This is a genomic window from Dickeya sp. ws52, assembly GCF_007210685.1.
Classification (GTDB): Bacteria; Pseudomonadota; Gammaproteobacteria; order Enterobacterales; family Enterobacteriaceae; genus Dickeya; species Dickeya chrysanthemi.
Window position 1 is genome coordinate 55,405 of the sequence record NZ_SZVX01000014.1, and the last position, 26,304, is coordinate 81,708.

At 50.4% G+C, this 26,304-nt stretch carries 21 protein-coding genes, 1 other RNA gene and 2 pseudogenes; 18 read left to right on the forward strand and 6 right to left on the reverse strand.

Going from position 1 to position 26,304, the window contains the following annotated elements; translation table 11 throughout:
* Nucleotides 1-17: 17 nt before the first annotated feature.
* Both FDP13_RS14450 and grpE read right to left on the reverse strand, forming a co-directional pair.
* Nucleotides 18-1,253 carry an Nramp family divalent metal transporter gene (locus FDP13_RS14450; RefSeq protein WP_143839737.1) on the reverse strand — a complete coding sequence of 412 codons (1,236 nt, stop codon included), beginning with the start codon at nt 1,251-1,253 and terminating at the stop codon, nt 18-20.
* A 365-nt stretch (nt 1,254-1,618) separates the two neighbouring features.
* Nucleotides 1,619-2,206 carry a nucleotide exchange factor GrpE gene (gene grpE / locus FDP13_RS14455; RefSeq protein WP_027713004.1) on the reverse strand — a complete coding sequence of 196 codons (588 nt, stop codon included), beginning with the start codon at nt 2,204-2,206 and terminating at the stop codon, nt 1,619-1,621.
* A 153-nt stretch (nt 2,207-2,359) separates the two neighbouring features.
* Between grpE and nadK the strand changes: the two genes are divergently transcribed.
* The 3 genes from nadK to bamE all read left to right on the forward strand — a co-directional run bounded on the left by nadK (nt 2,360) and on the right by bamE (nt 5,439).
* Nucleotides 2,360-3,238, forward strand: a complete 879-nt coding sequence (nadK, locus tag FDP13_RS14460) for an NAD(+) kinase (RefSeq protein WP_033577678.1) — start codon at nt 2,360-2,362, stop codon at nt 3,236-3,238.
* Between the two features lie 83 nt (nt 3,239-3,321).
* A complete protein-coding gene (gene recN, locus FDP13_RS14465; protein WP_012770965.1) occupies nt 3,322-4,983 on the forward strand; it encodes a DNA repair protein RecN in 1,662 nt (553 codons plus the stop codon).
* A gap of 111 nt (nt 4,984-5,094) precedes the next feature.
* Entirely contained in the window at nt 5,095-5,439 is a 345-nt protein-coding gene (gene bamE, locus FDP13_RS14470) for an outer membrane protein assembly factor BamE (RefSeq protein ID WP_012770966.1), read from the forward strand.
* A 54-nt stretch (nt 5,440-5,493) separates the two neighbouring features.
* On the opposite strand, the gene FDP13_RS14475 is transcribed toward bamE, so the two are convergent.
* On the reverse strand, nt 5,494-5,787 hold the full coding sequence (locus FDP13_RS14475) for an RnfH family protein (protein WP_012770967.1): 294 nt from the start codon (nt 5,785-5,787) through the stop codon (nt 5,494-5,496).
* Nucleotides 5,780-6,214 (reverse strand): type II toxin-antitoxin system RatA family toxin, encoded by a 435-nt coding sequence (locus tag FDP13_RS14480; protein ID WP_012770968.1) that lies wholly within the window; start codon nt 6,212-6,214, stop codon nt 5,780-5,782. Before FDP13_RS14480 ends, FDP13_RS14475 begins: the two co-directional genes overlap by 8 nt.
* A gap of 155 nt (nt 6,215-6,369) precedes the next feature.
* On the opposite strand from FDP13_RS14480, the gene smpB reads away from it, so the two are divergent.
* From smpB to FDP13_RS14495, 3 genes are all read left to right on the forward strand, one after another.
* Complete coding sequence (gene smpB / locus FDP13_RS14485) at nt 6,370-6,852, forward strand: SsrA-binding protein SmpB (RefSeq protein ID WP_012770969.1); 483 nt, start codon at nt 6,370-6,372, stop codon at nt 6,850-6,852.
* Nucleotides 6,853-6,902: 50 nt separating this feature from the next.
* Nucleotides 6,903-7,283, forward strand: a transfer-messenger RNA (tmRNA) gene (ssrA, locus tag FDP13_RS14490).
* 165 nt (nt 7,284-7,448) lie between these two features.
* Nucleotides 7,449-8,678, forward strand: a complete 1,230-nt coding sequence (locus FDP13_RS14495; protein ID WP_199886339.1) for an integrase domain-containing protein — start codon at nt 7,449-7,451, stop codon at nt 8,676-8,678.
* 32 nt (nt 8,679-8,710) lie between these two features.
* Here the strand turns inward: FDP13_RS14495 and FDP13_RS14500 are convergent.
* Nucleotides 8,711-8,811: pseudogene (locus FDP13_RS14500) on the reverse strand (IS481 family transposase); the annotation flags it as partial.
* Nucleotides 8,812-8,977: 166 nt separating this feature from the next.
* Between FDP13_RS14500 and FDP13_RS14505 the strand changes: the two are divergent.
* Entirely contained in the window at nt 8,978-10,426 is a 1,449-nt protein-coding gene (locus FDP13_RS14505) for a hypothetical protein (protein ID WP_143839739.1), read from the forward strand.
* Nucleotides 10,427-10,775: 349 nt separating this feature from the next.
* Here FDP13_RS14505 and FDP13_RS14510 read toward each other — a convergent pair whose 3' ends face one another.
* A complete protein-coding gene (locus tag FDP13_RS14510) occupies nt 10,776-11,273 on the reverse strand; it encodes a hypothetical protein (RefSeq protein WP_143839740.1) in 498 nt (165 codons plus the stop codon).
* Nucleotides 11,274-12,017: 744 nt separating this feature from the next.
* Between FDP13_RS14510 and FDP13_RS14515 the strand changes: the two genes are divergently transcribed.
* The 11 genes and pseudogenes from FDP13_RS14515 (at nt 12,018) to FDP13_RS14565 (ending at nt 25,927) form a co-directional block, all read left to right on the forward strand.
* The gene (locus tag FDP13_RS14515) at nt 12,018-16,919 is read left to right on the forward strand and encodes an NACHT domain-containing NTPase (protein WP_143839741.1); all 4,902 of its coding nucleotides are present in this window, start codon (nt 12,018-12,020) and stop codon (nt 16,917-16,919) included.
* 442 nt (nt 16,920-17,361) lie between these two features.
* Complete coding sequence (locus FDP13_RS14520; protein ID WP_019844476.1) at nt 17,362-17,574, forward strand: AlpA family transcriptional regulator; 213 nt, start codon at nt 17,362-17,364, stop codon at nt 17,572-17,574.
* A gap of 33 nt (nt 17,575-17,607) precedes the next feature.
* The gene (locus tag FDP13_RS14525) at nt 17,608-18,312 is read left to right on the forward strand and encodes a ParA family protein (protein WP_143839742.1); all 705 of its coding nucleotides are present in this window, start codon (nt 17,608-17,610) and stop codon (nt 18,310-18,312) included.
* Nucleotides 18,296-18,541 (forward strand): type II toxin-antitoxin system HicA family toxin, encoded by a 246-nt coding sequence (locus tag FDP13_RS14530; protein ID WP_143839743.1) that lies wholly within the window; start codon nt 18,296-18,298, stop codon nt 18,539-18,541. The genes FDP13_RS14525 and FDP13_RS14530 overlap by 17 nt, the downstream gene beginning before the upstream one ends.
* A 7-nt stretch (nt 18,542-18,548) precedes the next feature.
* A complete protein-coding gene (locus FDP13_RS14535; protein WP_143839744.1) occupies nt 18,549-20,273 on the forward strand; it encodes a ParB family protein in 1,725 nt (574 codons plus the stop codon).
* A gap of 11 nt (nt 20,274-20,284) precedes the next feature.
* Complete coding sequence (locus tag FDP13_RS14540; RefSeq protein ID WP_019844480.1) at nt 20,285-20,845, forward strand: DUF2857 domain-containing protein; 561 nt, start codon at nt 20,285-20,287, stop codon at nt 20,843-20,845.
* Complete coding sequence (locus tag FDP13_RS14545) at nt 20,845-22,059, forward strand: STY4528 family pathogenicity island replication protein (protein ID WP_143839745.1); 1,215 nt, start codon at nt 20,845-20,847, stop codon at nt 22,057-22,059. Before FDP13_RS14540 ends, FDP13_RS14545 begins: the two co-directional genes overlap by 1 nt.
* A 183-nt stretch (nt 22,060-22,242) precedes the next feature.
* Nucleotides 22,243-23,061, forward strand: coding sequence for a PFL_4669 family integrating conjugative element protein (locus tag FDP13_RS14550; protein ID WP_143839746.1), 819 nt, complete (start codon nt 22,243-22,245; stop codon nt 23,059-23,061).
* Nucleotides 23,058-23,588, forward strand: coding sequence for a DUF3158 family protein (locus FDP13_RS14555; protein WP_119875308.1), 531 nt, complete (start codon nt 23,058-23,060; stop codon nt 23,586-23,588). Before FDP13_RS14550 ends, FDP13_RS14555 begins: the two co-directional genes overlap by 4 nt.
* 90 nt (nt 23,589-23,678) lie before the next feature.
* A pseudogene (locus FDP13_RS14560) lies at nt 23,679-23,795 on the forward strand (single-stranded DNA-binding protein); the annotation flags it as partial.
* 119 nt (nt 23,796-23,914) lie between these two features.
* Nucleotides 23,915-25,927, forward strand: a complete 2,013-nt coding sequence (locus FDP13_RS14565) for a DNA topoisomerase III (RefSeq protein WP_143839747.1) — start codon at nt 23,915-23,917, stop codon at nt 25,925-25,927.
* Nucleotides 25,928-26,304: the final 377 nt, after the last annotated feature.

Consider the following 26,304-nt stretch of genomic DNA (forward strand, 5'->3'; position numbering starts at 1 on the left):
CGAAAAGCAGGCGGCACTTATCCCAACAGCGTATCCAGCACCAGATACAAATTGAGCGCAATCACCAGACAAACAATGATCTTACCCGTATTCTGCACCCGGCGACTATTCACCAGATTTCCCATCAACTCACGATTACCGGTAAAAACCAGTAGCGGGATCAGCGCCAGCGCGATACCGAAGCTTAACAGCACCTGGCTTAACACCAGCACGCGGGTAGGATTCATGCCGGACAAAATCACGATAAACGACGGCAGCATGGTCACTACTCGGCGAACCCACAGCGGAATATGGAAACGTACAAACCCTTGCATCACCACCTGCCCGGCTAACGTCCCCACCACCGTGGAAGACAGCCCTGCAACGACCAGGCTCAGGCCAAAAATGGTCGCCGCAGCCTGCCCCAGCAGTGGTTTCAGCGTCAGATACGCCTCATCCAGTTCGGCGACTGAAGTGTTGCCGCTAAAGTGAAATGCCGCCGCTGCCGTCGCCATCATCGCCAGGTTGACAAACCCGGCAATAGTCATCGCCACCGCCACATCCACCTTGGTGGCGGAATAGCGCTCGGCACGGGTTATGTGGCTCTGCTGCTGCGTCAGCGAAGAATGCAGATAAATCACATGCGGCATGATGGTGGCGCCCAAAACGCCGGCCGCCAGTAATACGGCATCGGAATTCGGCAAACTGGGCATCGCCATGCCTTTGGCGAGCGAAACCAGTTCAGGCCGCGAAAATATCAATTCGACGATGTACGCCGCCGCCACGAACAACAACAAACCGCCAATCACCATTTCCAGCGGTTTTTGCCCACGTTGCTGCAACATGAGTATCAGGAATGTAGCGATACCGGTGAGGATCGCCCCTTCCAGCAGCGATACCCCCAGCAATAATTTAAAGCCGATCGCCGCACCGATGAACTCCGCCAGGTCCGTCGCCATGGCGATGATTTCAGCCTGTACCCAATAAGCCCAGACCACGGGTTTGGGAAAGCGGTCGCGAATATGCTCTGCCAGGTTTTTACCCGTCGCAATCCCCAGTTTGGCGGAAAGTAACTGGATCAACATGGCCATCAGGTTAGCCCACACCACCACCCACAGTAGTTGGTAGCCATAGGATGCGCCCGACTGAATATTGGTGGCGAAATTACCGGGATCGATATAACCGATCGCCGCGATAAAGGCCGGCCCCATCAGCGAAAGCTTGAGCTTTCTTGATGTTCGGCTGACTGACTCCACTACACGACTCCCCGGCATATGAGTAACCCTTCTAACGCTATTGTTTTATTACTCTCGCAAAGTTGATAATGATTATCAAGTGCATTTGGAGTGAAAGAAATGATTGCTCTGATAGGTAATGATAATGATGCATCTGCTTGACAAGCGACACATGTTTCAACACATAAAGATTAACAAAATATAAACATAAAAACGAACAATAAATAACGGACTCACTCACCGCTTTACAGGATGACGCAGGGAAAAGAAGGCTTACACGGCAGGCATAACTGTTTATTGAACGTAACGAGGCGAAAATAAAGCAGAAAAAAGCAGAGAAAAGAAGATCCGCTGAATCCGCCGGGAAGACGTCCGCAGACGACTCCCCGGGGTAATCCAAAGCATTACTCTTTGGCTTTGGAAACCGCAACCATTGCAGGACGCAGCAAGCGGCCGTTCAGGGTATAGCCTTTTTGCATTACCATCATCACATGGTTAGGTTCATGATCGGCTGATTCGATCAGCGTCATCGCCTGGTGAATCTCCGGATTAAACGGCACATTCACCTCAGCCACAACCTCAATGCCAAACTTGCTCACCGCGGAAAGCATCGCCTTCAGCGTCAGCTCAACCCCTTCAATCATACCCGAAAGCGCTTCGTTGGATTTATCCGCCATTTCCAACGCCCGCTCCAGGTTATCAATCACCGGCAGCATTTCACCGGCAAACTTCTCCAGGGCGAATTTATGCGCTTTTTCCACATCCAGTTCGGCACGGCGACGGACGTTTTCCATCTCGGCGCGGGCACGCAATGCGTTTTCACGTTCACGCTGCTGGAGATCGTTCAGTTGCGCTTCCAATTCGGCGATACGTTCTTCACGCGGGTCAGCGACATCCGTCGTCTCCGGCACGGCATCCGCTTGCTGACCTTGCTCCGTTTCCTTTTGATCCAAGACTTGCTCGTCAGGCGACTTCTGTTCTTTACTACTCATGAAATTCTCCGCGTTTTTCGCATTCATCTCGCTAGTTCGCTTATTATGGGGATCAAAACCGGGGTTTCAAGGGAACCACTCACATATTGTTGGTCCGATTTTCGGTCCGGAAACCGTGAGCGGCCGGTGTTCTCATGAGGATAAAGCACCCAAATGAACAGACCGTTTAACTGCATTGGCATTGTTGGTCATCCGCGTCACCCACATGCATTGACCACCCATGAAATGTTGTATCACTGGCTACGCGCCCAGGGTTACCGCGTGGTGGTTGAACAACAAGTAGCCCGCGAACTGCAGTTGACCGAAGCCGATACCGGCAGCCTGTCGGAAATCGGCCAACAGGCGGACCTGGCGGTGGTTGTCGGCGGCGACGGCAACATGCTGGGCGCCGCGCGAGTCCTGTCGCGATACAATATCAACGTGATTGGCGTCAACCGCGGTAATCTCGGCTTTCTCACCGATCTCGACCCGGATCATACCCAGCAACAACTGAGCGAAGTGCTGGCCGGGCGCTACATCCGTGAACAACGCTTCATGCTGGAAGCTCAAGTGTGCCGCGCCAACCATCCCAACAGTAGCAGCACCGCCATCAACGAAGTGGTGCTGCACCCTGGTAAAGTGGCGCACATGATTGAATTTGAAGTCTATATTGATGACAAATTTGCTTTTTCCCAGCGCTCCGACGGCCTGATTATTTCCACCCCCACCGGCTCCACGGCCTATTCGCTATCCGGCGGCGGCCCGATCCTGACTCCATCGCTGGATGCGATCGCACTGGTACCGATGTTTCCGCACACGTTGTCGGCACGACCGCTGGTGATCAACAGCAGCAGCTCCATCCGGCTGAAATTTTCCCATATCACCCAGGACCTGGAAATCAGCTGCGACAGCCAGATTGCTCTGCCGGTTCAAGAAGGTGAAGAGGTGCTTATTCAGCGCAGCGAGTATCACCTGAATCTTATTCACCCTGAAAATTATAGCTATTTCAATACATTAAGCAGCAAGCTCGGTTGGTCTAAAAAATTATTCTGAAAGTCGCGCTGGCTACTTTACTGTACAAAAAACCAGTTTATACTGTATGCAACAACAGGTGTTATTACACACAGGACATTATCATGCTGGCTCAACTCACAATCAGTAATTTCGCCATAGTGCGCGAACTGGAAATTGATTTTCAGGCAGGGATGAGCGTCATTACCGGTGAAACCGGGGCGGGGAAATCCATTGCTATCGATGCTCTGGGTCTTTGTCTCGGCAACCGCTCCGATGCCAGCATGGTGCGCCCCGGCGCCGGTCGCGCCGACATCTGCGCTCGTTTCTCGCTAGCGGATACGCCAGCCGCGTTGCGCTGGCTGGAGCACAATCAGCTTGATGACAACAACGAATGCCTGTTGCGTCGCGTCATCAGTGCCGACGGCCGCTCCCGTGCATTCATCAATGGGACGGCGGTGCCGTTGTCGCAACTGCGTGAACTGGGTCAGCACCTGATTCAACTCCACGGTCAGCACGCTCACCAGTTGTTGCTCAAACCGGAACATCAACGCCACCTGCTGGATGCCTACGCCGACGAATCTCAACTGCTTTGCGCCATGCGTCAGGTTTGGCAGCAATGGCACCAGAGTTGCCGTGAGCTGGCGCAACACCAGCAAGCGACCATCGAGCGGGAAGCACGTCGGGAATTGCTGCAGTATCAGCTCAAGGAGCTTAACGAGTTCGCCCCCCAGCCGGGTGAATACGAGCAAATCGACGTCGAATACAAGCGGCTCGCCAACAGCGGTCAACTGATGTCGCTCAGCCAGCAGACGCTGCAGATTCTCAGCGAAAGCGAAGACCAGAATGTGCTTGGCATGTTACACAGCGCCAAACATCAGTTATCGGAGTTGGTCAGCATAGATGAAAAACTCTCCGGCGTGTTTTCCATGCTGGAAGAAGCCAGCATTCACATCAGCGAAGCCGGCGAGGAATTGCGTCATTACTGTGACCGTATGGATTTGGACCCAATCCGACTGTATGAACTGGAACAGCGCCTGTCGCGTCAATTAACGCTGGCACGTAAACATCACGTCACTCCGGAAGAACTTCCCGCGTTTCATCAACAGTTATTACAGGAACAACAACTGCTGGAGCAGCAAGAAAGCGATCATGAAACCCTGAGCCGTGCAGTACAGGAATTTCATCAACAAGCGCTGCATGTGGCCGAACAGCTTCACATTCGGCGTAGCCAACACGCCATCGAGCTGGCGCAACTGATCACCACCAATATGCATGAACTGGCGATGCCACACGGCCATTTCACGATTGAGGTGACCTTCTCTCCAGACTCACTGACCGCTACCGGTGCCGATCACATTGAATTCTGTGTCACCACCAATCCCGGTCAACCTCACCAGCCACTGGTAAAAGTGGCTTCGGGGGGTGAGCTGTCGCGCATCGCACTCATCATTCAGGTGATCACCGCCCGCAAGATGGATACCCCAGCGCTTATTTTTGACGAAGTGGACGTGGGCATCAGCGGCCCGACGGCGGCGATTGTCGGAAAAATGCTGCGCCAGCTTGGGCAATCGACTCAGGTCATGTGCGTGACCCACCTTCCGCAAGTGGCCGGATGTGGTCACCACCACTACTTTGTCAGCAAACACACCGATGGCGCCGCCACGGAAACCCTGATGCAGCCATTAGCTAAACGTGAACGACTACAAGAACTGGCGCGTCTGCTTGGCGGCTCAGCCGTTACCAAAAACACCCTGGCAAACGCCAGAGAATTGCTCGCAGCTTAGTAGAGGTCAACTTTTTCGAATTCCCGCGGTCTTACAGACGTCTTGCAGGTTTTCAAGTCAGGCAAGGTCTATTATCATCTGCAACCTATGCCCTTAAGGAATGTAATCACTATGCGCTGTAAAACGCTGACTGTCGTCGCTGCGGTGGTTGTTGTTATGTTGACTGCCGGTTGTTCCACACTGGAGCGAGTCGTCTATCGGCCTGACATCAACCAGGGGAATTACCTTTCCTCCGTTGACGTTGCCAAAATTCATAACGGAATGACCAAACAGCAAGTCATCTACACGCTGGGCACCCCCATGCTGCAGGATCCGTTTGGATCAGATACCTGGTATTACGTCTTCCGTCAGCAACCGGGCCATCAAGCCGTGAAGCAACAAACGCTGACACTGACTTTCAACAGTCAAGGTGTACTGGCTAATGTGGATAACAAACCCACGTTGCAAGCGCAGTAAGTGAATAAGCTCGCCACTGTTATTCCCAAATGATCGGCACAAAAATAAGGCACGTCACCGTGCCTTATTTTTTGAACGCTCCGCTCGCTGACGCCGCAACTCTTTAGGATCCGCCAGCAACGGCCGATAAATCTCCACCCGGTCGCCATCATTGAGTACATCGCTCAATTTCGCCGGTCGACTAAAAATACCGATTTTATTGACGCCCAGATCAATATCCGGTCGCAACGCCAGCAAGCCGGATGCCTGAATGGCCTGCTCGGCCGTGCTCCCGGCTTCCAACGTTAGCGGTCGTAAATACTGCCGTTCCGGCAATGCGTAAACCACTTCAACATGAATATCAGCCACAGTAGACCTCTTTGGCGCGTTGGGTGAATGCCTGCACCATGTTGTTGGCCAACTCTTTGAAAATTTTACCGAATGCCAGTTCAATCAGTGCATTCTTGAACTCAAAATCCAGATTCAGTTCCACCTTGCAGGCATCATCGCTCAACGGCGTAAAACGCCAGTCCCCGCGCAGTTGACGGAACGGACCATCCACCAGTTGCATTAAAATGCATTGGTTATCAATGAGCGTATTGCGGGTAGTGAATGTCTTGCTAATACCGGCTTTGGATACATCAACCGCGGCGGTCATTTCATTTTCGGAGGAAGACAGCACCCGGCTACCGGTACACCCTGGCAAAAAAGCTGGATAAGAGGAAACATCATTCACTAATTTATACATCTGCTCGGCACTGAATGGGACCAGCGCAGACCGGCTGATTTTAGGCATACAATTTTCCGTGATTCATAAAACGCGCAAAATCATACCATCGATGAGCAGTCAGACAACCATTCTGCGAGGAACATCGCACCCGTTCACAAAGAACGGCATCAACACCAACGAGGGATTTCATTCACAGCAACAACCAGTATAATGACGACACTATGACAAAGAAAAAAGCACATAAACCCGGTTCAGCTACCATTGCGCTCAACAAGCGCGCCCGCCATGAATACTTCATAGAAGAAGAGATTGAAGCGGGGCTTGCTCTTCAGGGGTGGGAAGTCAAATCACTGCGCGCAGGTAAAGCCAATATCAGCGACAGCTACGTGCTGATGCGTGATGGCGAAGCTTACCTGTTTGGTGCCACTTTCACCCCACTGCATGGTGCCTCCACCCATGTAGTGTGTGACCCGACCCGAACTCGTAAACTATTGTTGAATCAGCGCGAGCTGGATTCACTCTACGGTCGCGTTAACCGTGAGGGTTATACGGTCGTTGCGCTGTCGTTGTACTGGAAAAACGCTTGGTGCAAGGTCAAGATTGGCGTAGCAAAAGGCAAAAAAGAACACGACAAGCGTGAAGACATCAAAGAGCGTGAATGGAAGCTGGATAAAGCGCGCATCATGAAAAATGCCGCCCGCTAACGGCAGCTAGCGTCGCGAACCCTCTTTCTGTTATAATAGTGAAATATCTTGGGGCTGATTCTGGATTCGACGGGATTCGCGAAACCCAAGGTGCATGCCGAGGGGCGGTTGGCCTCGTAAAAAGCCGCAAAAAAATAGTCGCAAACGACGAAAACTTCGCACCTGCTGCTTTAGCAGCTTAATCAGCCTAAGAAACTGAAGGTGTCCTCTCTCCCTAGCCTCCGCTCTTAGGACGGGGATCAAGAGAGGTCAAACCCAAAAGAGATCGCGTGGATGCCCTGCCTGGGGTTGAAGCGTTAAATCCAATCAGGCTAGTTTGTTAGTGGCGTGTCTGTCCGCAGCTGGCAAGCGAATGTAAAGACCAGACTAAGCATGTAGTACCGACGGTGTAGGAATTTCGGACGGGGGTTCAAATCCCCCCAGCTCCACCACTTTTTAGTTGTTTGAAGTATACTGAAGTCTACTAAGCCCGCATGGAACCAGCCTTGCGGGCTTTTTTACGTCTACAGAAGTCTACTGAGATTTGCTAGAAGCTACTCGTTATGGCACCCTTTTGGGGACCCAACACAAAGGGTCCCCAAATCGAGGGTCCTAAAATGGCAAAGATCGCTAAGAAACTTACTGACACCGAAATCAAAAATACCAAGCCAGCAGAAAAGGAGATCAACCTTTTTGATGGCGACGGCCTGATGCTACGGATCGCTCCTCTCTCTGTAGGTGGCAAGAAAAACTGGTATTTCAGGTATGCGGTACCAGTAACTAAAAAGCGAACTAAGATGAGTTTAGGAACTTATCCTCATCTTACCCTTGCCAAGGCACGAACTTTACGTGATGAATATTTGTCATTGCTCGCAAACGGTATCGATCCGCAGACTCACAACAACGATAAAGCTAATGCTCTTAAGGATGCCACTGAGCATACGCTACAGGCTGTTGCAAGGAAGTGGTTAGATGAGAAGATTAAGACCTCAGGTATTTCTGCAGACCATGCAGAAGACATCTGGCGGAGTCTGGAACGAAATATTTTCCCCGGATTAGGCAATGTCCCTATCAAAGAAATCCGGCCTAAGCTGTTAAAACAGCACCTTGACCCAATCGAACAACGAGGCGTATTAGAAACTCTGCGCCGTATCATTTCGCGCCTGAATGAAATTTTCCGTTGGGCTGCGACAGAAGAACTTATTGAGTTTAATCCTGCTGATAATCTCGGCCAGCGCTTCAGTAAGCCTAAAAAGCAGAATATGCCAGCCCTTCCCCCCAGCGAACTACCAAGATTTATGATTGCTCTGGCTAATGCATCCATAAGGTTAGAAACACGTATGCTGATTGAATGGCAGTTGTTGACCTGGGTTCGACCGGGAGAAGCTGTTCGCGCCAGATGGATGGATATAGATATCGATAATGCCGTATGGGACCTTCCAGCCGAGTTTATGAAGATGAAACGCCCTCATAAAGTCCCATTAAGCAAAGAAGCTTTACGCGTCCTTGAATCAATGAAACCAATCAGTGGTCATAGAGTGTGGGTTTTCCCCAGCATCAAAACTCCCTTCAACCATATGCATGAACAAACAGCAAATGCAGCAATCATTCGTATGGGCTTTGGTGGAGAGCTTGTAGCTCACGGTATGCGGTCAATCGCAAGGACGGCCGCGGAAGAATGCGGTAGATTTAGAAAAGAAGTGCTTGAATCAGCTTTGGCTCATACCCAAAGCAGCGAAATCATCGCAGCGTACAATCGTGCCGAATATCTTTCGGAAAGAACGGAGCTAATGCAGTGGTGGGCCAATTATATTCAAACACAAAAACATAAGGTGTGTGATTCATAGACATCGTTTCAATTTTCTCAGTTCAAGTTCGATGTAGGACGAGAAATACCACAACGGCGGCATACAAGCCCGCATCACCAGACGTTTCGTAGAGTTTTACCCACAGCAGCCGCTGTTGAATTTCTCTGTCCATAACGTTCCATTGTAGTGAAACGATGTCTATGAATCACACAATTAAAGCGCTCCGGTTAGACCGTTTCTCGCTCGCTAGGTTAATTCATATTTATCAAAAGCCAGTGTAATATTAATGTCCTGAAACCTTCAATGTACTACATATTATTATTTAAGGAACAACGCCTATGGCTGGCCACTTTGCCCTTCAGACATGGATATTAATCATCATTTTAGGCGGACTATCGACTTTTTTTATATTTCTATTTTCTTCAGTTATCTGTTTCTTTTGTGTTCATCCTAAAGGCACTCTGAAATATCTGTTTAAAACGTTAGCGATTGGTCTTTTAACCATTCCTGTTGCTATTATACTGCTGTGTCTCTTAATTTTTTATGTTTTCAGGAACATCATATACCTGTCTTTCTGGAGACGGACTACCCAACCAGCCATGAAGCATCATGATGTAAAAACACCTACCCCAGACGTCATGATCTATCTCATCAACGGGACTTTCGATGAAAATCCCCTCTGGGTGCAACCGGGCTCGGCATTACGTAAAGAGATCGAGGCGCTGGGATTAAATGTAGACATAACACACTTCAGTTGGGATGGACAAAACACCATCACGTCTCGCACCCGTGCATCAATCATCTTAGGCGAGAAACTGGCAAAATCATCCGCGCGACATCATTACCTTATTGCACACAGCCACGGAAGTGCAGTTGTGCGGGAAATGTCGCATCGACGACCAGATGTTGCACACAAAGTACGAGGGGTCTGTCTGCTATCTCCACCTTTCATTTATCGCTGTCAAATTGAACGAACTTCAGGTGCACTTTTTTATCTGACCGATATCGGTGGCTCTTTCGCCCTTCAACTAGTGCTTGCAGCCGTTCTTCTACCATTTGGCATTTATGATTTTTTTGGCGCAGCCGTTCTCTTCTGCCTGACAGCTTTAGCTGAACGGGCGATATCGAAACACTGCCGTAATTCGCTTCATAAGGAGGTCGAAGAGCGTAAAAATCAGGAATCCGTAAATTTTAACAACGTACAGATATTCCAGGCCGTCGGGGATGAAGCTGATTCAGCGCTAAGGTTTGTCAGTTCACTCCACGAAAGTTGTTTTGCAGTTCTAGCGCAGCTTAAAGATGCATCTCGACCTGACGCAAAGTTCCTGTGTGCTTCGGCAGTACTGAGTTACTTCATCTATGCTGCGGTCGGTACAACCTTATGGTACTTTTACCCAAACATAAGAGATATCGCTGCCGTCTGCGGGGTAGGATTCATCGCTATCGCTGTGGTGCATCTATGGCAACTATTTAAGCCATCGGAGTACATTCCAAATGTACTGATTACAGCGGCCCTGCCCGTTACCATTTTCTCGTTCTGGCTGGGAGTGGCCAAAGCACTCGCATATGGAGACCTGCGCCTCATGTTCTGTCCTAATATGTTTATATCCTCATCAGAAACCCCGGCAGGGGAATTCAGCATCCACAAATATGTTCCCAAAGATGATGCCGCAATGCTCCACTCCACGCACTCGCATCCCCAGGCTATCAGGGATGTCACTGCGTGGATTAGCAACAGTGAATATGAAAGAACATCCACTAACACTGACCAGCTCCCCGTTGATTAACACGCACCATCAACTGTATTGTTGTCAACAAAAGTACTCTTGTACCGGGAAGTTAAGTCGTACTGACAGGTGCTGATTCACTTGATGACGATCAGAAGGCTGTATTCAGTTATGACTTGTTTCGTGTAAGAGTAACTACAACAGGAATGCTGCGTAGCATCTAGGAAGACAAGGCTCACTGGAAATAAAAATCGCCAGATATCCGAAGCACACCAGAGTGCTTCGGATATCTGGCCGACACCTTATCGCACCGGCGGTTATACTCTGTTCGTCAGGTTGCGCTCATCGTTTCATGAACAGGGGATGTATGGGCTACCCACCACAACATCATCAAAACAGCTCAAAGGACTCAGTAGGTTATGCCGGAGCAGCAATTTTCAGATAATTGAGCCGTAAATCTGATACCGCGTGGAAGTTCAATACTGACGGCTTTTCGGTCTTCAAAAACAATATTTTTTGTCGGGATAGGTACAGATTTAATAACGTCGCCAACCAACTTCCCGTTTACGTAACGTTGAGTGTCGTAATAATCAATAGAGCCGCTAATTATTGCTGTATAACCATTTCTGTCCTTAATCATGTCTATATACATAAATACTGCGGTGTATTTTTTATCAAAATCGTCATGATAAATTTTACCTGCCAGAGGTTGTAGACCATACATGTGGATGTGGCGAACACGGTCTTCCTTAAGCAGACTGTCTACCTGCTCTGAATTTTCTGCTACGTTCGAGACGGAAGACTGCATTTCAGTTTTCAGATAAAGTGTCTTTTCGGATGATCTTTGGGCCGAACATCCTGCAAGAAGCAGACCTGAAATTAGAACTATACCGGTGAAGATTTTCATTCTGACTTTCCCTTTTTCTTCAATAAGTTTCTTCACATATCGGCAAATTTAGCTTTAGCTTTATTGGTTTCAGGTAATGACTTGGATGACAATGAAAACAGATAGTCTCCCACTGAAATGAAGCTGGATTCTTTATCCATATTTACATTGTTCACCATATAACCGAATGGATTACATGTCCGGTTAAAACGATATTCATTCGCTGGTCCCCAGCGGACTCCATGTCGCCAGCACCGGAGGGCAATCCTGCCCGACGAGCACGGAAGGTACTAACCCACATTCAGCACCAGATATCAGCCTTTCACACAGTCAATCGCCGCGCGCAGGTTTTCTCCGTTATACCGGATATTGGCGTCATAACTGTTGTCAGCCTCTTCCATAACACCTGGTTGATGAGTCAAGAGACGCATCTACCTTCTTCGACCGTTTTGTGCCAAGCAAACGTTGCATGTATCCTGCCGTGTTGATTCTTGCGGATCAGGTCTAAGGAAAAATGCTAACTGCTTATTGCTATACAAATGCACAAGATAAAAGTTTATAGGAGTCCAACTGCGTTAAACATTCTGCATAGACATCCACCAAGTTTAGTAATACACCATTTAACTAAAACGCGCTGTATTATTAGCAGGAATCCCGTCATGGCCTTCGACGGCAGTTAACGAATTCGTTATTATATAAATCCAACGGCATTGTTGGCCGGATGCCCGAAATCCCCAAACCGTTTAACAGGAAGAGCTGGTGAACATGGAATTGGATGAAATAACAGACATGGCAGTGACTTCACCGGCGAATCACGTACCAGATTTTGTGGCCGTACGTTCCGTTACGATGACGTTGCCCTTTGCTGAGCTGACTTGGGAAAACTTCGAAAAACTCTGCTATCGGTTAGCGGGGAAGGATGCGGATATTGAGTCACACAGTCTGTATGGCAGAACAGGCCAGGCACAGCAGGGAATTGATATATTTGCGAGGAAGCGCAACGGGCGATACAACACCTGGCAAGCAAAACGCTATAAAAAATATACAAATAAAGATCTTAACAGTGCCTGTGCGATATTTCTGTCAGGCGGATGGGCGGGTAAAACGGACATCTTTTATATTGTCGTACAATGTACTGTTGATGATGTAAACCTTCAAGACGCCATTGAAAAACAAGCTGAGAACTTTCGTACTCAGAATATTGTGTTAAAAGTTCTGGGTGGACATGACTTGTGCACTGCTCTACGCGACCATCCGGATATCGTTCTGGAATTTTTTGGACGAGAATGTGCAAAACATTTTTTTGGCGATACTGTCAGTCAGGATCTTCTTAACAAGCTTGATGGTGGGGAAATCCAGAAAGTCAGATCGCAACTGCTGAGAGTCTACCAGGCGGGATTTGAGCTACTTGATAAAATCCCAGTCAATGCCCCAACGCCTTTTTCCGACCAGCCGATTGAACCCATTTCTCTACTCAAACGTTTCTCCGCTCCCGATGTTTTACTGAGAGAAAACGTCAAGAATCATGCACCCGAAAAAAAAACTGCCGAAAAGAAGGATCTTGCGCATGATCAGCAGCCGATTGAAACGCATCCACAATCCCGAGGTGAAGAAAGCCGCCAGGCTGAACAATATCGACGAACCCCCATTCTGAACTGGTTAGCGCAATCTGATCAAATTGCCGTTATTGGTCATGCTGGCACAGGAAAGAGCACTGTGCTGCGCTGTCTGGCGCTTGATCTGCTTGGGGAGCAAAATCATTTTACGCACGTGGCAAAGAAATGGGGACGCCACCTCCCATTATTCATCTCATTCGCAAAGTGGGTACGTCTGACGGAAGCGAATGGCGGTGTCGTGAGCATTAAAGCGTTAATCCGGGAAACATGGCAGCAGCAGTTGACGGCAAATCTGGTCGCTTTGATCGATAAGGCGATTGATGAAAACCGTGTGGTACTTTTTGTGGATGGCCTTGACGAGTGGGCTAACGAGCAAGCCGCTCGTACCACACTTCAGGCGATGCTGACTGTGGTCTCTGCACATAGCATTCCTGTTCTGGTCAGTGCTCGCCCTGGGGGGCTGACAACCATTGGGGGCATTCCAGATAACTGGGCCGTGGGCGTACTTGCGCCTTTATCGAAAAGGCAGCAAACACAAATTGCCACCATCTGGTTCTCAAGAAACGTAGATCGACATCGCGATCCTGTTCAAAGCGCAGAGTCCGTACTCTGGCAGACAAACCGCTTTTTTGATGAGTTAAACAAGGGCCGTGGGCTGTCCACCCTAGCTGAAACACCACTACTGCTGTTGGGGCTTATTGCTCTTGCTATCCGTCAGTTGGTTCTGCCTATTAACAAAGTTCAAGCTCTTAGTCAGCTCACTGAGCTTCTATTAGAACGCCACCCTCACAGTCGTGCAACCGCAGCGGGAGATGTCGTTCCACGCTTTTCACCTGCGGCTTCAAATGATGTGCGACGGGAAGCACTTGCCGCACTCGCTTTTAAAATCCGCTCTGAGGGGGGCGATGCCGGGTATCCCATTCATCTGGCCCGAAAATGCATTCAAACGTTTCTGACAGATCCTGAGGGGTTCAGCTATGCGCAACGAGAAGCAATTGAAGTTGCCAATGAAATCTTGGCTGTGAACTCAGAAACCATGGGACTGCTAGTTGAAAAAGGACGTGCAGAAGTCGGATTTGTACACGCAAGTCTGGAAGAATATCTGGCATCGGTTCACATCCACGGCTGGCCCATTGAGCGTATTTTAGAGTTTGTCAGGGCCAATGCTAGCCACTTTCGCTGGAGAAGTGTTTTTAGCGATTTGATTGCCAAAAATAACCGGCGATCTGAGGCAGAGAAAATTGTCAGAGTTATTGACGAGCCTGAAAGTGATGCTGTCGGCGCACTGCAACGCCGTTTACTGCTTGCTAATGTTGTGTTTGGTGGTGCTGAGATAAACAAGCCAACAGCTCTCAGGCTTGCTGAGCAAAGTTTCAGTATTATTACTGGTTCGGGCTGGATAGGGGAAAGGAGTGCGCATCTTGTCGCCGTGTTTGAGGGGGTTTATAACACAACTCTCAGAGAAAAAGCCTCTGCAGCTATCAGTACCTGGGGCATCAAAAGCACCGATTACCTGCATAACTTCTATCACACTTTATCAGCATGGCCGCACTCAGATGAAACGCTGAATATCCTTCAGCACGGTATGAAAGACGAAAACGTCTACAATGCACGGTCTGCTGCTCATGTTCTTGCTTTAAAATACGCCGGAGATGCTGTGGTAGAGGAATGGTTGCTATCACTATTTCGGGGTGATTCAGAATTAATGATTGTGGGGATTGCGTTAGAGGCTCTTGTGCTTGGCTGGCCAAAGAACGATGCATTACCTGCGCTGATTTCTTCTGCGACAGCCTCAAAAGACACACACCTGCGGCTGAGTGCGGTTTTTTGCAAAGTGAAACTATCCATACATGATGATCAAGACTTGGATTCATTGTTGGATTTGCTTTGTTGGTATAGCCGCCTCGATTATTACAACAGAGATCTCGCTGGACTGTGCCTGATATTGGGTTGGAAGGATAATGAGTCAGTCATTAAAAAATGCTTAGATTCGTTTGATAATTCGTTTAGGAGAGATGAAGGGATTGATAAACAAGTAGCGCTTCTATACCTCACAAACTGCAACTCGAAAAATACCGATATTATTGCCTGGATTCTACGCGAACTGGAATCTAAACACCCCTTTCTAGCCAGTTTAGGGATGAACTGGGAATGGTTGTTACGGTTTACTGAAGCAAATGCAGAGATACGTGAAAAAGTCATTTCCACCATATTATCTGAGAGGATGGAGTACAAAGAATATGAGTTGAATCCTGTCATTAGTGGAATTGAAGAACCACGAATCAAACAGCACCTGATAAATAAGGTAAAAACTGCTGAAGGATTTAGAATTTTCTGGTTTTTAAGCCCCTTACTTCACAAGTGGAAGGCTGGTGACCACGAGGTGGATGCTCTTGTTCAAGAAATCTTGCAATGGCCAGATGAAAAAAAACGACATATTGTCAGTTTACTCCCCAAAATGTTGGATAGGGAGGAATGCATTGAAGCTCTGATTAGTATTGCCAAGACCACGGATGGCGTCAGGACCGACCTACTCATGTCTGCTTTTACTCAACTTGATGTTGGTGCAGATGCTGACATCACTGACTTCCTGGTTACCCACTTTTTAACTCAGCCAGACAATATGTACTCAGGCCTCAACAATTTGCTGTTGATCTGTCCGGATGAGCCAAGGTTAAAAGAATACGCGCTTTCAAAACTTGAAGATCGTAATCCGCCCCTTGCAATGATTGCCTCTACTTATCACAAACTACCTGAAGTCCGTTTACAAATAGCAAAACACGTAGGATCTCTTTCCGTTGCCATGCGCCATCAAATTATGGACGCTGCGGCCAGTGAATTTGATAGAAATGGGACTGCAGAAAAAATACTCAGCCGATATGATAATGAGGTTGACGGTCAGTTAAAAATCGAAGGTGCAATAAAATACTATCAGGCATTATTACCCGCAAACGTGGAGCGTCAAACAACTATTGACCGTTTGATATCAGATGCTCAGGTTGCAGCTCCAGATTTTGAAGAGCGCCATGCAGCTGCTTTTGCGGGATTGGTGGCTTACGGTGCCGTGAACGAGTTTGTTCGCCTCGAATGGAATAATAAGCCATTAACTGTTTCACTAGGGCCATATAGCGGAGAATCCAAAGCCCTTTTAAGATTAGTTGCTGAGCGCTGGGATGAAATTGATATGTGTTTCGATAAAAAATTTATGTCTCGAATTAGCGACATAAATTCAGAATACAATTTCTGGTCTCTCATATCCCCATATATTAGTGGGAGTGCATCTTTGCGAGAGAAGTTCATCGCTCACTGTGAAAATTCATCTCATGTTCTGGATGCCCAGACTTTACAATCACTCGCAAGGACATTTCCCAAAAGTGATTTGCTTCAGAGGCACTGCTTATCAGCCATTCAAGCGTTGGGAAAAGTAAAAACCAATGACACATGGTCGCTATACCAAAGCTACTTCGAAGCTTCCTATATATTACGTGACCAATTTCCGGACACGCCAGAGCTGACAGTTCAAATACTAAAAGTACTGCAGGATACTGATTTTAGACATGGCATTGCTGCTATGGCGATTTATGATCCTCACCATTCCAGCCTTGATAATCTTGTAGAAAAGGTTTTTCAAGAGGTAGAGTCGCGATCACTATTTGTGACGCCTATCATTCTTGGCTCAGCAAGATCTGATAGCCAGCAACTCGGCGTTATCGTCAAAAAAATGATAAACCGCCATGATCATGATCTGTGGGATTTTCAGGACAGAATTAACCAAGCACTCAAACTCAGGATGGGAAACGACGCGAATTTTGTCACATTAATGGGCGAATGGCTGGCATCGGTCCCCACTGAAAGTGAAATTTCGAGTTTTTCTCGTTATCTGGCGTCTTTAGGAAAACTTGACGAAGATACTCAGAAATTATGCCAGCATTATCTCAATGAGAGATATATTGCTTCAGGAATTCCAGCTCATGGTTACGATGCCCTCTCTGACCTCATAAGACCTGTCACGCACTCATTACTTGATGTGTTGGCAGGACCTATACACTAAAAACATGGAATTAGGGAGGATGAGGGTGTGTCACTTAACCTTCCTCCTTGCATATTAAAAATTGCTGCAGGAATCATTTCCGAAATGTGATTTTTGGTTGAATATTGTGCGATTCAAGGCGTTCTTTATCGTTTAAAAACATTTTTTGCATAGCCATAACAATGCTGTTCTGTACAAAAAATAGTTACGGGACACACCCTGGAGTTTATATCGGTCCATCCCTCGAACCACCAAACCACCAAACCACCTAGGGGGGTCAGCTGCTTCATCGAACCAAAGGACGCATCAGGCTGACACCACCAAGGCTGGCGACGCTGAGTTTACGCTTACACATGAAAGCGGTAACCAACTCATTCCTATTGTTTGAGGTGACTTATTAACGGTAACTATTTAATGGTAATCACCCTCAATAAGCGCTACCAAGCATTAAGGAGTGACTATCATGTTCCAGCAGAACACTAATCTCGTTCCTGAACGTCGCATCCTGCGCCGGGCTGAAGTTGAAGCCAAAACAGGCTTTAAAAGAGCACACATTTACAACCTGATGAAGGAGGGTAAGTTTCCCAAAGCTCTGCACCTCGGCGTCCGCGCAGTCGGATGGGACTCTGCCGAGATCGATCAGTGGATCACTGATCGCCTCAAAGAACGCGCCTAACTGCTCCCAGTCACTCGTTACCAGGAGCAAGCCATGCAGGTGATTTCTGTTATTTCGACACAAGGTGATGTGGGTAAAACAACCATTGCAGCCAACCCAAAAGGTTTCGTTGCCGATGCCGGATTGCGCATACTCCTGCTCGATCTGGATATGCAGCCTACGCAACCCTCTTACTATGAGATGATCAGCCACGCCCCTGGCGGCATCGATGAACTGCTGGCTTTCAACAGGCAGGATCTGGGGAAAACTGTCTCCCGTATCACCATTAATCGTCTGGATCTTTTGCTATCCAACGATGATTACCCGCATTTGTACACGCTGCTGCTTCATGCTCCAGACGGCAGGCTGAGGCTACACAACTTATTGTTAGTGTCTGTGTTCCAGCCACACTACGACCTCGTTGTAATTGACGCACAGGGAGTACGCACAGTCCTGTTGGAGCTGGAATTACTGATGTGGCAGCAAGCCATTTCGCCCGTCACGCCAGAAATACCCACCGCAACACCTGCTGAGCAAGTGGGCATTCACATTCTGGACACAAGGATATCAGCAATTGAAGTCTTTCCTCGTGCAGCAACTCTCTGCCTGCCCGCGCATCGCATTGATGCGTACCAGACGCGCTTTACACGAGAAATCATGTGCCACCTGGCAACCGAATTGTTTCCCCAATGGCATGAGCCGTTCATAGAGGTCACAGGAAAAACCAGCGGAGGGTATGCCTATGTCAAATGCCAGTGAATTGGCTCGAGGCCACAAGCAGTTACTACCGCTGATCGAATATGCACTAAAAGAAGGATGGGAGGTTAAGCGTACCTCTGGTGGGCATTTGAAGTTCACCAAACCTGGTATGCCACCGATTTTCACCAGCTCGACAGCCAGCGACTATTGTGCTGGGCGTAATGCGCGCGCCTTACTACGGCGAACACAGCACCTGTTTGCTACTGACGAATCCTCTCTTAACAAGTGAGGCCGCTATGCCTGACATTTCCGTACAAGACCTTGCCGGCAAATTACTGAGCGAAGGCTTCACGAGCAAAGTACAGATTGCCGAGGTGTTGAGCGCACCTATTGCAGAAACAGCGATGATTGTCACGCTCGACGAACTATCACCCTATGAGTTCAATCCACGCCTGACCCGTAACCCGCTCTACGACGAGATCAAAGCCTCAATACGCGAGCGTGGGCTAGACTCACCGCCCACCATCACCCAGCGTCCAGGGGCAAAGGGCTATATCATTCGTACTGGAGGCAATACCAGACTCTCGATCCTGCGCGAGCTCTGGACGGAGACCAGGGATGAACGCTTCTTCCGCATTCCCTGTCTGTTTCGCCCATGGCCGGAACGTGGTGACATCATCGCATTGACAGGGCATCTGGCTGAGGACGAGCTGCACGGTGGTTTGTCATTTATTGAACGTGCTCTAGGCGTCAATAAAGCACGAGAACTCTATGAGCAAGAGGCAGGAAAAACACTGTCACAATCAGAACTGGCCCGGCGTCTCAAGGCCGATGGCTACCCCATCTCCCAGCCTCATATCAGCCGCATGCAAGAAGCCATTCAATACTTGCTCCCGGCCATCCCTACGGTTCTTTATGCGGGCCTGGGAAGGCATCAGGTTGAACAATTGACCAGCCTGCGACGCGCTGCTGAACGAGCCTGGTCTGCTTGCGGCACCAATGCGCACCATCACATCGACTTCACCATCTTATTCCAGGATGTATTGGTAATGTTCGACAGTACACCGGAAAATTTCACTGTCCAGCGTGTACAAGATGAGTTGATCGGACAAATGGCCGATCTGCTGGAGATGGAATACGACACGTTGGCATTCGAGATCACCGACTCCGACCGACGCTGGCAGTTACTCAGTAACGAAGCGCCATTGGCTGAATCCGGGGTATCGACCCTACAAGGTAAACCACCACTATCAGCAGCGAAGCACGAAGCCACATCTGGGCCCACACAGTTCAGTGACGCCGTTTCACCAACAAGCAACAAGAAGTCTGCACCATCTGCGTCGCCCCCAACTGAACCTGTTGGTCACCCCCCACAAGGTAAATCAGCAACAGAAAACGGCGGACATGCCGCCCAGCTGCAACAGCATGTTGTTTCTCCGGCAAGCACAACCAAACGACTACAGTCGATCCAGCGCCTAGTCGCCGACCATACCGGCGAGACATTGCCGGATTTCGAACGCAATGTCTTGCAATCTATTCCTATCCAAGCTGACAGCCTGTATCCGATCACCGATATCTGGTACATCGAAACAGCACTCGATGAGCCAGCTCGACTACGCACCCATATCGCACAGTTTGCAGCCGAAATCGCTCACGAAGTCGGCGCAAAAGATGCCATTGAACCATACGAAAACGGCATCGGATTCAGTTGCCAGTACGCCGATGATAGAGTCAACACAAACACATCAGCATCAATGGCGCTGGCGCTGCTGCACGCCCTGAGTACCCCCTATCTGCCTGCTACACATCCTATTTCAGATACCGCATCTATGATGCCGTTCGGGCAACTAGGGTATTTGTTGCAGGGGATATCGGACGCGAGCAATGACGCAAACGCTGCACCGCAGCGACTCAATGACAGTGCGCTGGTAAAGCTGTTCCGATTGCTGCGACTGGCACGTCGGCTGATCGACATGGAGAACGGCAGACAAGATGACCACGACAGCATGTCCGGATCATGAGGAGCACAGCCATGACCGGTCCACACCCTCTCAATCAGGCTGTCATCGCGCAAGCCCTGCATGATTTGCGCAATGGTCAACTACGCAAAGCAAAATCCATGGGATTTGATGACACTGACCTTGATGCACTGAAGCATCCTGCCATGGCCAGCGTGCTGGCCAACGCCAACGTATCCTGGTGTTCGGTAGTGGTTAATCGTGATGTGCTGCGTCGGCTGCTGCATCAGGTTGATGATGTCACCGAAGAGATCGTCAAAACAGACCGGCTGCTGCGTCTGGGTGCAAGCACCGAGCTTATCAGCAAATTCTTTGGGCTCACTCATCAGGAAATCGCGTTACGTCGTAGCGTCCTCGGTCTACCCAAAAGAAAAGGACGCCACCCCGTTATGACCGAAGAACAGGATACCGATCTGTGGCATCGATGGTCTGCTGCAATTAAATCACAGCAAGTGGCACTCAATGACGATATGCATATGCTGGGTATCGCAGCGGATCTCGCCGAGGCTACAGGTCTGCCTCTATCCGTTATCTGGAGTGCCATACGCGGATGGATTGATGAAGGACAAACCTGATGACAGGAGGCCAGACACGCACGAACTGCCCCACTCGACTGAATGAGCTGTTCGACCAGGTGTTCTCCCATCAGCAACCGCAATCTGCGAAGCCGGTTAAACCCACCTCATCGCCTGCGGCAACTGATGGTTTCCTCTTCAGCGGCAATCACCACGACAGTGTGCCACGGGCACTGCTGATGGATGGGCGACTGACCCCGCTTGAACGCAACGGCTGGCAAGTTTTCCGGCTGATGCTCGCAGAGGATGGTATCACCGCGATGCCAACGTACGATCAGCTCGCGCCATGGCTAGCCTCCATGCCGTGCGCTGCCAGAGCGTCTCACGAAACGGTCGCACGTACTCTGATTATGCTACGCCTGACCCGATGGATCAGCCTGGTCAGGCGCAGACGAGATCCACGCACAGGCCGCATTCTGGGCAACCTCTATGTACTACACGATGACCCACTCACTCCCTATGAGGCAATCCAGCTTGACGCCGACTACCTGGCTCTGGTCAGCCAGTCGCTGACACATACCAGCAAATCCATCCAGCGTGTTGGCGTGTATACGCTACGGGAAATATCCCAGGATCCGATGCTCAGCGGTCAGGTACTGCCGACTCGATTACAGGTTCTGACACAACGTCTTGCCGCACAGGGCTGGAGCATGGTGTCGGGTTACTCACAGGATATGAACGATCGTGATTCCGAAGAAGGGACAACCCCCCCTCTTCGGAATGATGGTGACCAGACTTCGGATTCCGAAGCAGACCTGAGCGCCTGCAAAATCAACATACTTCGGAATCCGAAGAGCATCAGTACAGTACATATAAAAGAAAATAATAAAAAAATACTTACAGTACCGCGCGCACAAGGGCTCGGGATGCTTCGTTTGCCTGAGCGCTTTATGGCACTTAGGGTTGAGCAGCAATCCGGTGCTCTGACCGCATTACAGTCGGTTGAACCAACGCAGCACCAGGCAGTCCTCGACGAATGGGATGCCCGATGCACGACAACCGCCATTCGCAACCCCGCAGGCTATCTGTTCGGCATCATCCAGAAAGCCCTGCGCGGTGACTTTCGAGCCTGGGCTGGGCAGAAGGACAACGCCCAAAAAACGCTCGCCGCCAAACCTCATGACATCCCCACGCCACCACGGCCACCTACAGTGAACAGGGATGTCGCACTGGCGCATCTGGCACGGTTGCGCAAATTGCTGGATACCCCTTGAACTCGATATATCCATGAACATCCATGGTTGTCTATACCCGGGGTATAACTGCACACGCGGCCTTCCATTGCTGGGCACTCGGCTCTTCGCAAAACAGGCTGAATACCAGTGCGGTTTCATGACTGACGGTCTTCCTGTTGCAGCCGAAGCTGACGACTCGTTTCACTACAGAGAATCATCACCATGGCCAGCGAAAACAGTGCCACTGAATCTTTGCAATTGAATCTGGGGTCATTGCGCAGTGCGATGTCACTGACTTTGCATACTCACCACGCATCACGAATCTGGCACGGCCGCGCAGCAACAGAAGGCAAACCCGGCATCGTCGGCCTGAACGGATTTGTCTCCATCATGAACAAGCTCAAGCGCGGTGCCGAGCAGGACGATCCCTACTCCGACTGGTGGATGCTGTGCATCGAAGACAAGCTGGCGCTCACCAAAGAACAGCTCCAGATCTTACGCCAACAAGTGGATCAGGCACTGGCTGACGTACCTCCCGCGCTAAGCCTTGGTGAAAACATGAACGTGCAACCCGTCAGACTACCGCTGTTTGTATCCTCGCAACTGGGCTTTATGGCGGTCTATTTACTGGCCGACTACGACGATCTTGCCCGTCGCTTAATCCTGGCTCACCACACCGCACTGATCGACCGTTCAACCCTCGAGCGCTGGCTCAACGACGGTGCCCATGCCCTGCGCAGTCTCTTCAGCCTGGCACAGCAATACCGCTACTCCGGTACCCGGCGTGACGACTTCGCCGCCAACAATGCCGCAGCCCGTGCCGCAGTGGAAAAGTTCGGAGAGCTGCCGCAGGACGTGCTCGAAGGCACGCGTCGTTCACGCTTCGCACCGCCCTTGATCCGGCGAGGACAAACAAACACGGCCCAATCAGGCATCACTAATCAGACACCATCACCAGTGGGTGAGGCTGCTGATACCCCTGCCGATGACAGTGAAAACCCGACAGAAGGTGCAAAAGATAGCGAGAGTGACCACGTATGATCGCATCAACTCGCTTCACCATGCTGGAACACACCACCTTCCAGCAGTTGGAACATGCAGGCTACCTAAAAGGCCTTTTAAAACCTTTTAAAGGTAAAGGGGCACTCGATGACTGGGCCAGCCAATGTGAGGCATTACGCAACAACGTGATCGTGCTGGCACAGCGGCAAGTTCTGGCGCAGGCACGCAGCCACCCCTTCAACCTGCTACCAGTACAACTGGCCCAGCAAGCCACTGGCGCAGGCACCACCTTTCTGCGCTGGCGCAACCTCGACCGCAGCAGCATGGGCGTAGCGCTGTGGCAGGAGATGATGGCCAACCCAGCCACGCCGCCCGGACTCATCGACGATTTGTACGCAATCGAAGTCCAGCGGGTTGTGCTGAATATGCAGATTAGCCTGTTACACACACTCGCACGCCAGGCCAGAGACTGCGCCAGCAAGCTGGCCCATGCCGACGACGCTTATCTGCGCCGGACAGGCCATCAGGCAGAGCTTAACCATCCCCACCCAAAGGGTGCCACATGAAATATCAAGCATCAGCACAACGCCGTTGACTATTTCCGCCTGCATTGTCTTTCGAATAAGGGCATTTAACATCAACCGGGAGTCATAGATATGAGTACACATTTCAGCGGCGAAGGAAATATCGGCTCTGCACCAGAGTTCCACGAGTACCCCAACGGCAACGAAGAACCACGCCGGGTGTTGCGCCTGAACGCCTACTCACCGAATGATTCGGCATATCAGATTAGACAATCAAATACGGTGGTTCGCAATCCTCATTCTTTATAACTTTAAAGTGTCCAGCCGGGAATACTCGATGGCATGATTCACATGCCGTCGAGTATTCCATGCGATTATTTCTGTGTGAAAAGCCTTCTCAGGGCAAAGACATCGGGCGTGTGCTGGGTACTACTCAGCGAGGCAATGGTTGCCTCACAGGTTCAGGCATCACCGTGACCTGGTGCATTGGCCATCTCGTTGAAGCCGCACCACCCGAAACCTATGGTGAGCAGTACAAGCGCTGGTCCATCGAACAGTTACCCATTATCCCCGAGCGCTGGCGTGTCGAAGTCAAATCCAAGACCGCCTCGCAATTCAACGTCGTCAAAGAGCTTCTGAGCAAGGCAACCGAACTGGTCATCGCGACCGATGCGGACCGTGAAGGCGAGCTGATTGCCCGCGAGATCATCGAGCTATGCGGCTATCGCGGCCCTATCCAACGCTTGTGGTTATCAGCGTTGAACGACACGTCGATCCGCAAAGCTCTGTCAGTTCTCAGACCATCTGACGAGACGCTACCGATGTACTTCTCGGCACTGGCTCGTTCCCGCGCGGACTGGCTGATCGGCATGAACCTCAGTCGCCTATTCACCGTGCTGGGACGACAGGCTGGATACGACGGCGTACTCTCCGTTGGCCGGGTACAAACCCCGACGCTAAAACTGGTGGTTGACCGCGACCGAGAAATTTCACGCTTTGTCTCTGTACCGTTCTGGGCTGTTGAAGTCGTGCTGTCGAGCGAGGGTCAATCTTTCACTGCCGCCTGGATGCCACCTGATACAACTGCTGATAATGCGGGTCGCTGTCTGCAGGAACCTATCGCCCGGCAGGCAACCGAACATATGCGTGTTACTGGCAGCGCACAGGTAACGTCAGTCGAAACAGAACGCATACGTGAAGGCCCCCCGCTGCCGTTCGATCTGGGAACGCTGCAAGAGGTCTGTTCGAGGCAACTGGGCCTCGACGTACAAGAAACGCTGGAAATCGCTCAGGCACTGTACGAAACGCACAAAGCAACAACGTACCCGCGTTCAGACTCCGGCTACCTGCCCGAAAGCATGTTCGCCGAGGTGCCTATTGTATTCGATAGCTTGCTCAAGACCGAGCCAGGCTTGAGGCCGATCGTCGATCAGTTAGACAGAAACCTGCGCTCACGCGCCTGGAACGACGGCAAAGTTACTGCGCACCATGGCATCATTCCCACGCTCGAACCCACTAACCTCGTGGCCATGAGCGATAAGGAGCGGGCAGTCTATACGTTGATCCGAGCCCACTACCTGGCGCAGTTTTTGCCACATCATGAATTCGACCGTACTACCGCATACCTGTCTTGCGCAGGCGAGATGCTGCAGGCGGTCGGCAAGCAAGTGGTCGTAGTAGGCTGGCGACGAGTACTCACCGAGCCGAAGCCTGACGACGATGGCGATACCACATCACGCAGTCAGGCTCTGCCACCGCTGAACGAAGGATTGACCTGCCAGATCACTGGCATCAACTGCAAAGCGCTCAAGACATCGCCGCCGCCCCCTTATACCCAGGGTGAACTGGTCAAAGCGATGAAGGGCGTTGCCAAACTGGTCTCAGATCCACGCCTGAAACAAACATTGAAAGACTCCACCGGTATTGGTACTGAGGCGACACGCGCCAATATCATCAAGGGATTGCTTGACCGTGGCTACCTATTGAAGAAAGGCCGCTCGGTACGTGCTTCCGATACCGCCTTCACACTTATCGATGCCGTTCCCGGTGCCATTGCTGATCCCGGCATGACTGCCATATGGGAACAGGCGTTGGATATGATCGAATCAGGCCAGCTCACACTCGACGTCTTCATCGACAAGCAGTCAGCCTGGATTGCCCAACTGATACAGCAGTATCGGGGAGCATCCTTATCCATCAAGATGCCGCAGGGGGCCGCATGCCCCGAATGTGGCACGCCCATGCATCAGAGGCCCGGCAAGAACGGACCGTTTTGGTCTTGCCCGCGCTATCCCGATTGCAAAGGCTCGCTGCCTATCGACAGCGGCAAGCGTAAACGCACCACGCGGCGCAAACGTAACAGCAGTCTCCAGGCATCCTGAGTTACCCTACACCTGAAGAGCCCTGTCACGTCTTCTATGATGACATGCCTCCATCTCGCGTCCGTGCGGGAATCCCGGCGCACCAGCCTTCTACTAAACCGTGCGCACCTCGATATGCTCCGGCAGCGAGGCAAGAAGGCAACTCGTCCATGGATCGCACCAGACGCTTTCCCCCTTATCCGGTATTTCCGTTCTCCATGAAGGGTTTCCTGACGCCTTGCACAGGTGGTCAGGTCTGAGGAAACCCTTCCGGGGTTGGCGGTATTCGTTGCCGTGCCCAACGGCGAAAAACTGGGCTCCCTTTGTGTGTGGATACATGCCAGAGGATTCCGGCCACAACCACGATAACGGCCGGGTGCGATTGCTGCGACAGAGAA

Bases quoted from the DNA above. Each gene is read 5' to 3' on its own strand.
- FDP13_RS14450 (WP_143839737.1), bottom strand. From the start codon at position 1,253: ATGCCGGGGAGTCGTGTAGTGGAGTCAGTCAGCCGAACATCAAGAAAG.
- grpE (WP_027713004.1), bottom strand. From the start codon at position 2,206: ATGAGTAGTAAAGAACAGAAGTCGCCTGACGAGCAAGTCTTGGATCAA.
- nadK (WP_033577678.1), top strand. From the start codon at position 2,360: ATGAACAGACCGTTTAACTGCATTGGCATTGTTGGTCATCCGCGTCAC.
- recN (WP_012770965.1), top strand. From the start codon at position 3,322: ATGCTGGCTCAACTCACAATCAGTAATTTCGCCATAGTGCGCGAACTG.
- bamE (WP_012770966.1), top strand. From the start codon at position 5,095: ATGCGCTGTAAAACGCTGACTGTCGTCGCTGCGGTGGTTGTTGTTATG.
- FDP13_RS14480 (WP_012770968.1), bottom strand. From the start codon at position 6,214: ATGCCTAAAATCAGCCGGTCTGCGCTGGTCCCATTCAGTGCCGAGCAG.
- smpB (WP_012770969.1), top strand. From the start codon at position 6,370: ATGACAAAGAAAAAAGCACATAAACCCGGTTCAGCTACCATTGCGCTC.
- FDP13_RS14495 (WP_199886339.1), top strand. From the start codon at position 7,449: ATGGCAAAGATCGCTAAGAAACTTACTGACACCGAAATCAAAAATACC.
- FDP13_RS14505 (WP_143839739.1), top strand. From the start codon at position 8,978: ATGGCTGGCCACTTTGCCCTTCAGACATGGATATTAATCATCATTTTA.
- FDP13_RS14510 (WP_143839740.1), bottom strand. From the start codon at position 11,273: ATGAAAATCTTCACCGGTATAGTTCTAATTTCAGGTCTGCTTCTTGCA.
- FDP13_RS14515 (WP_143839741.1), top strand. From the start codon at position 12,018: ATGGAATTGGATGAAATAACAGACATGGCAGTGACTTCACCGGCGAAT.
- FDP13_RS14520 (WP_019844476.1), top strand. From the start codon at position 17,362: ATGTTCCAGCAGAACACTAATCTCGTTCCTGAACGTCGCATCCTGCGC.
- FDP13_RS14525 (WP_143839742.1), top strand. From the start codon at position 17,608: ATGCAGGTGATTTCTGTTATTTCGACACAAGGTGATGTGGGTAAAACA.
- FDP13_RS14530 (WP_143839743.1), top strand. From the start codon at position 18,296: ATGTCAAATGCCAGTGAATTGGCTCGAGGCCACAAGCAGTTACTACCG.
- FDP13_RS14535 (WP_143839744.1), top strand. From the start codon at position 18,549: ATGCCTGACATTTCCGTACAAGACCTTGCCGGCAAATTACTGAGCGAA.
- FDP13_RS14540 (WP_019844480.1), top strand. From the start codon at position 20,285: ATGACCGGTCCACACCCTCTCAATCAGGCTGTCATCGCGCAAGCCCTG.
- FDP13_RS14545 (WP_143839745.1), top strand. From the start codon at position 20,845: ATGACAGGAGGCCAGACACGCACGAACTGCCCCACTCGACTGAATGAG.
- FDP13_RS14550 (WP_143839746.1), top strand. From the start codon at position 22,243: ATGGCCAGCGAAAACAGTGCCACTGAATCTTTGCAATTGAATCTGGGG.
- FDP13_RS14555 (WP_119875308.1), top strand. From the start codon at position 23,058: ATGATCGCATCAACTCGCTTCACCATGCTGGAACACACCACCTTCCAG.
- FDP13_RS14565 (WP_143839747.1), top strand. From the start codon at position 23,915: ATGCGATTATTTCTGTGTGAAAAGCCTTCTCAGGGCAAAGACATCGGG.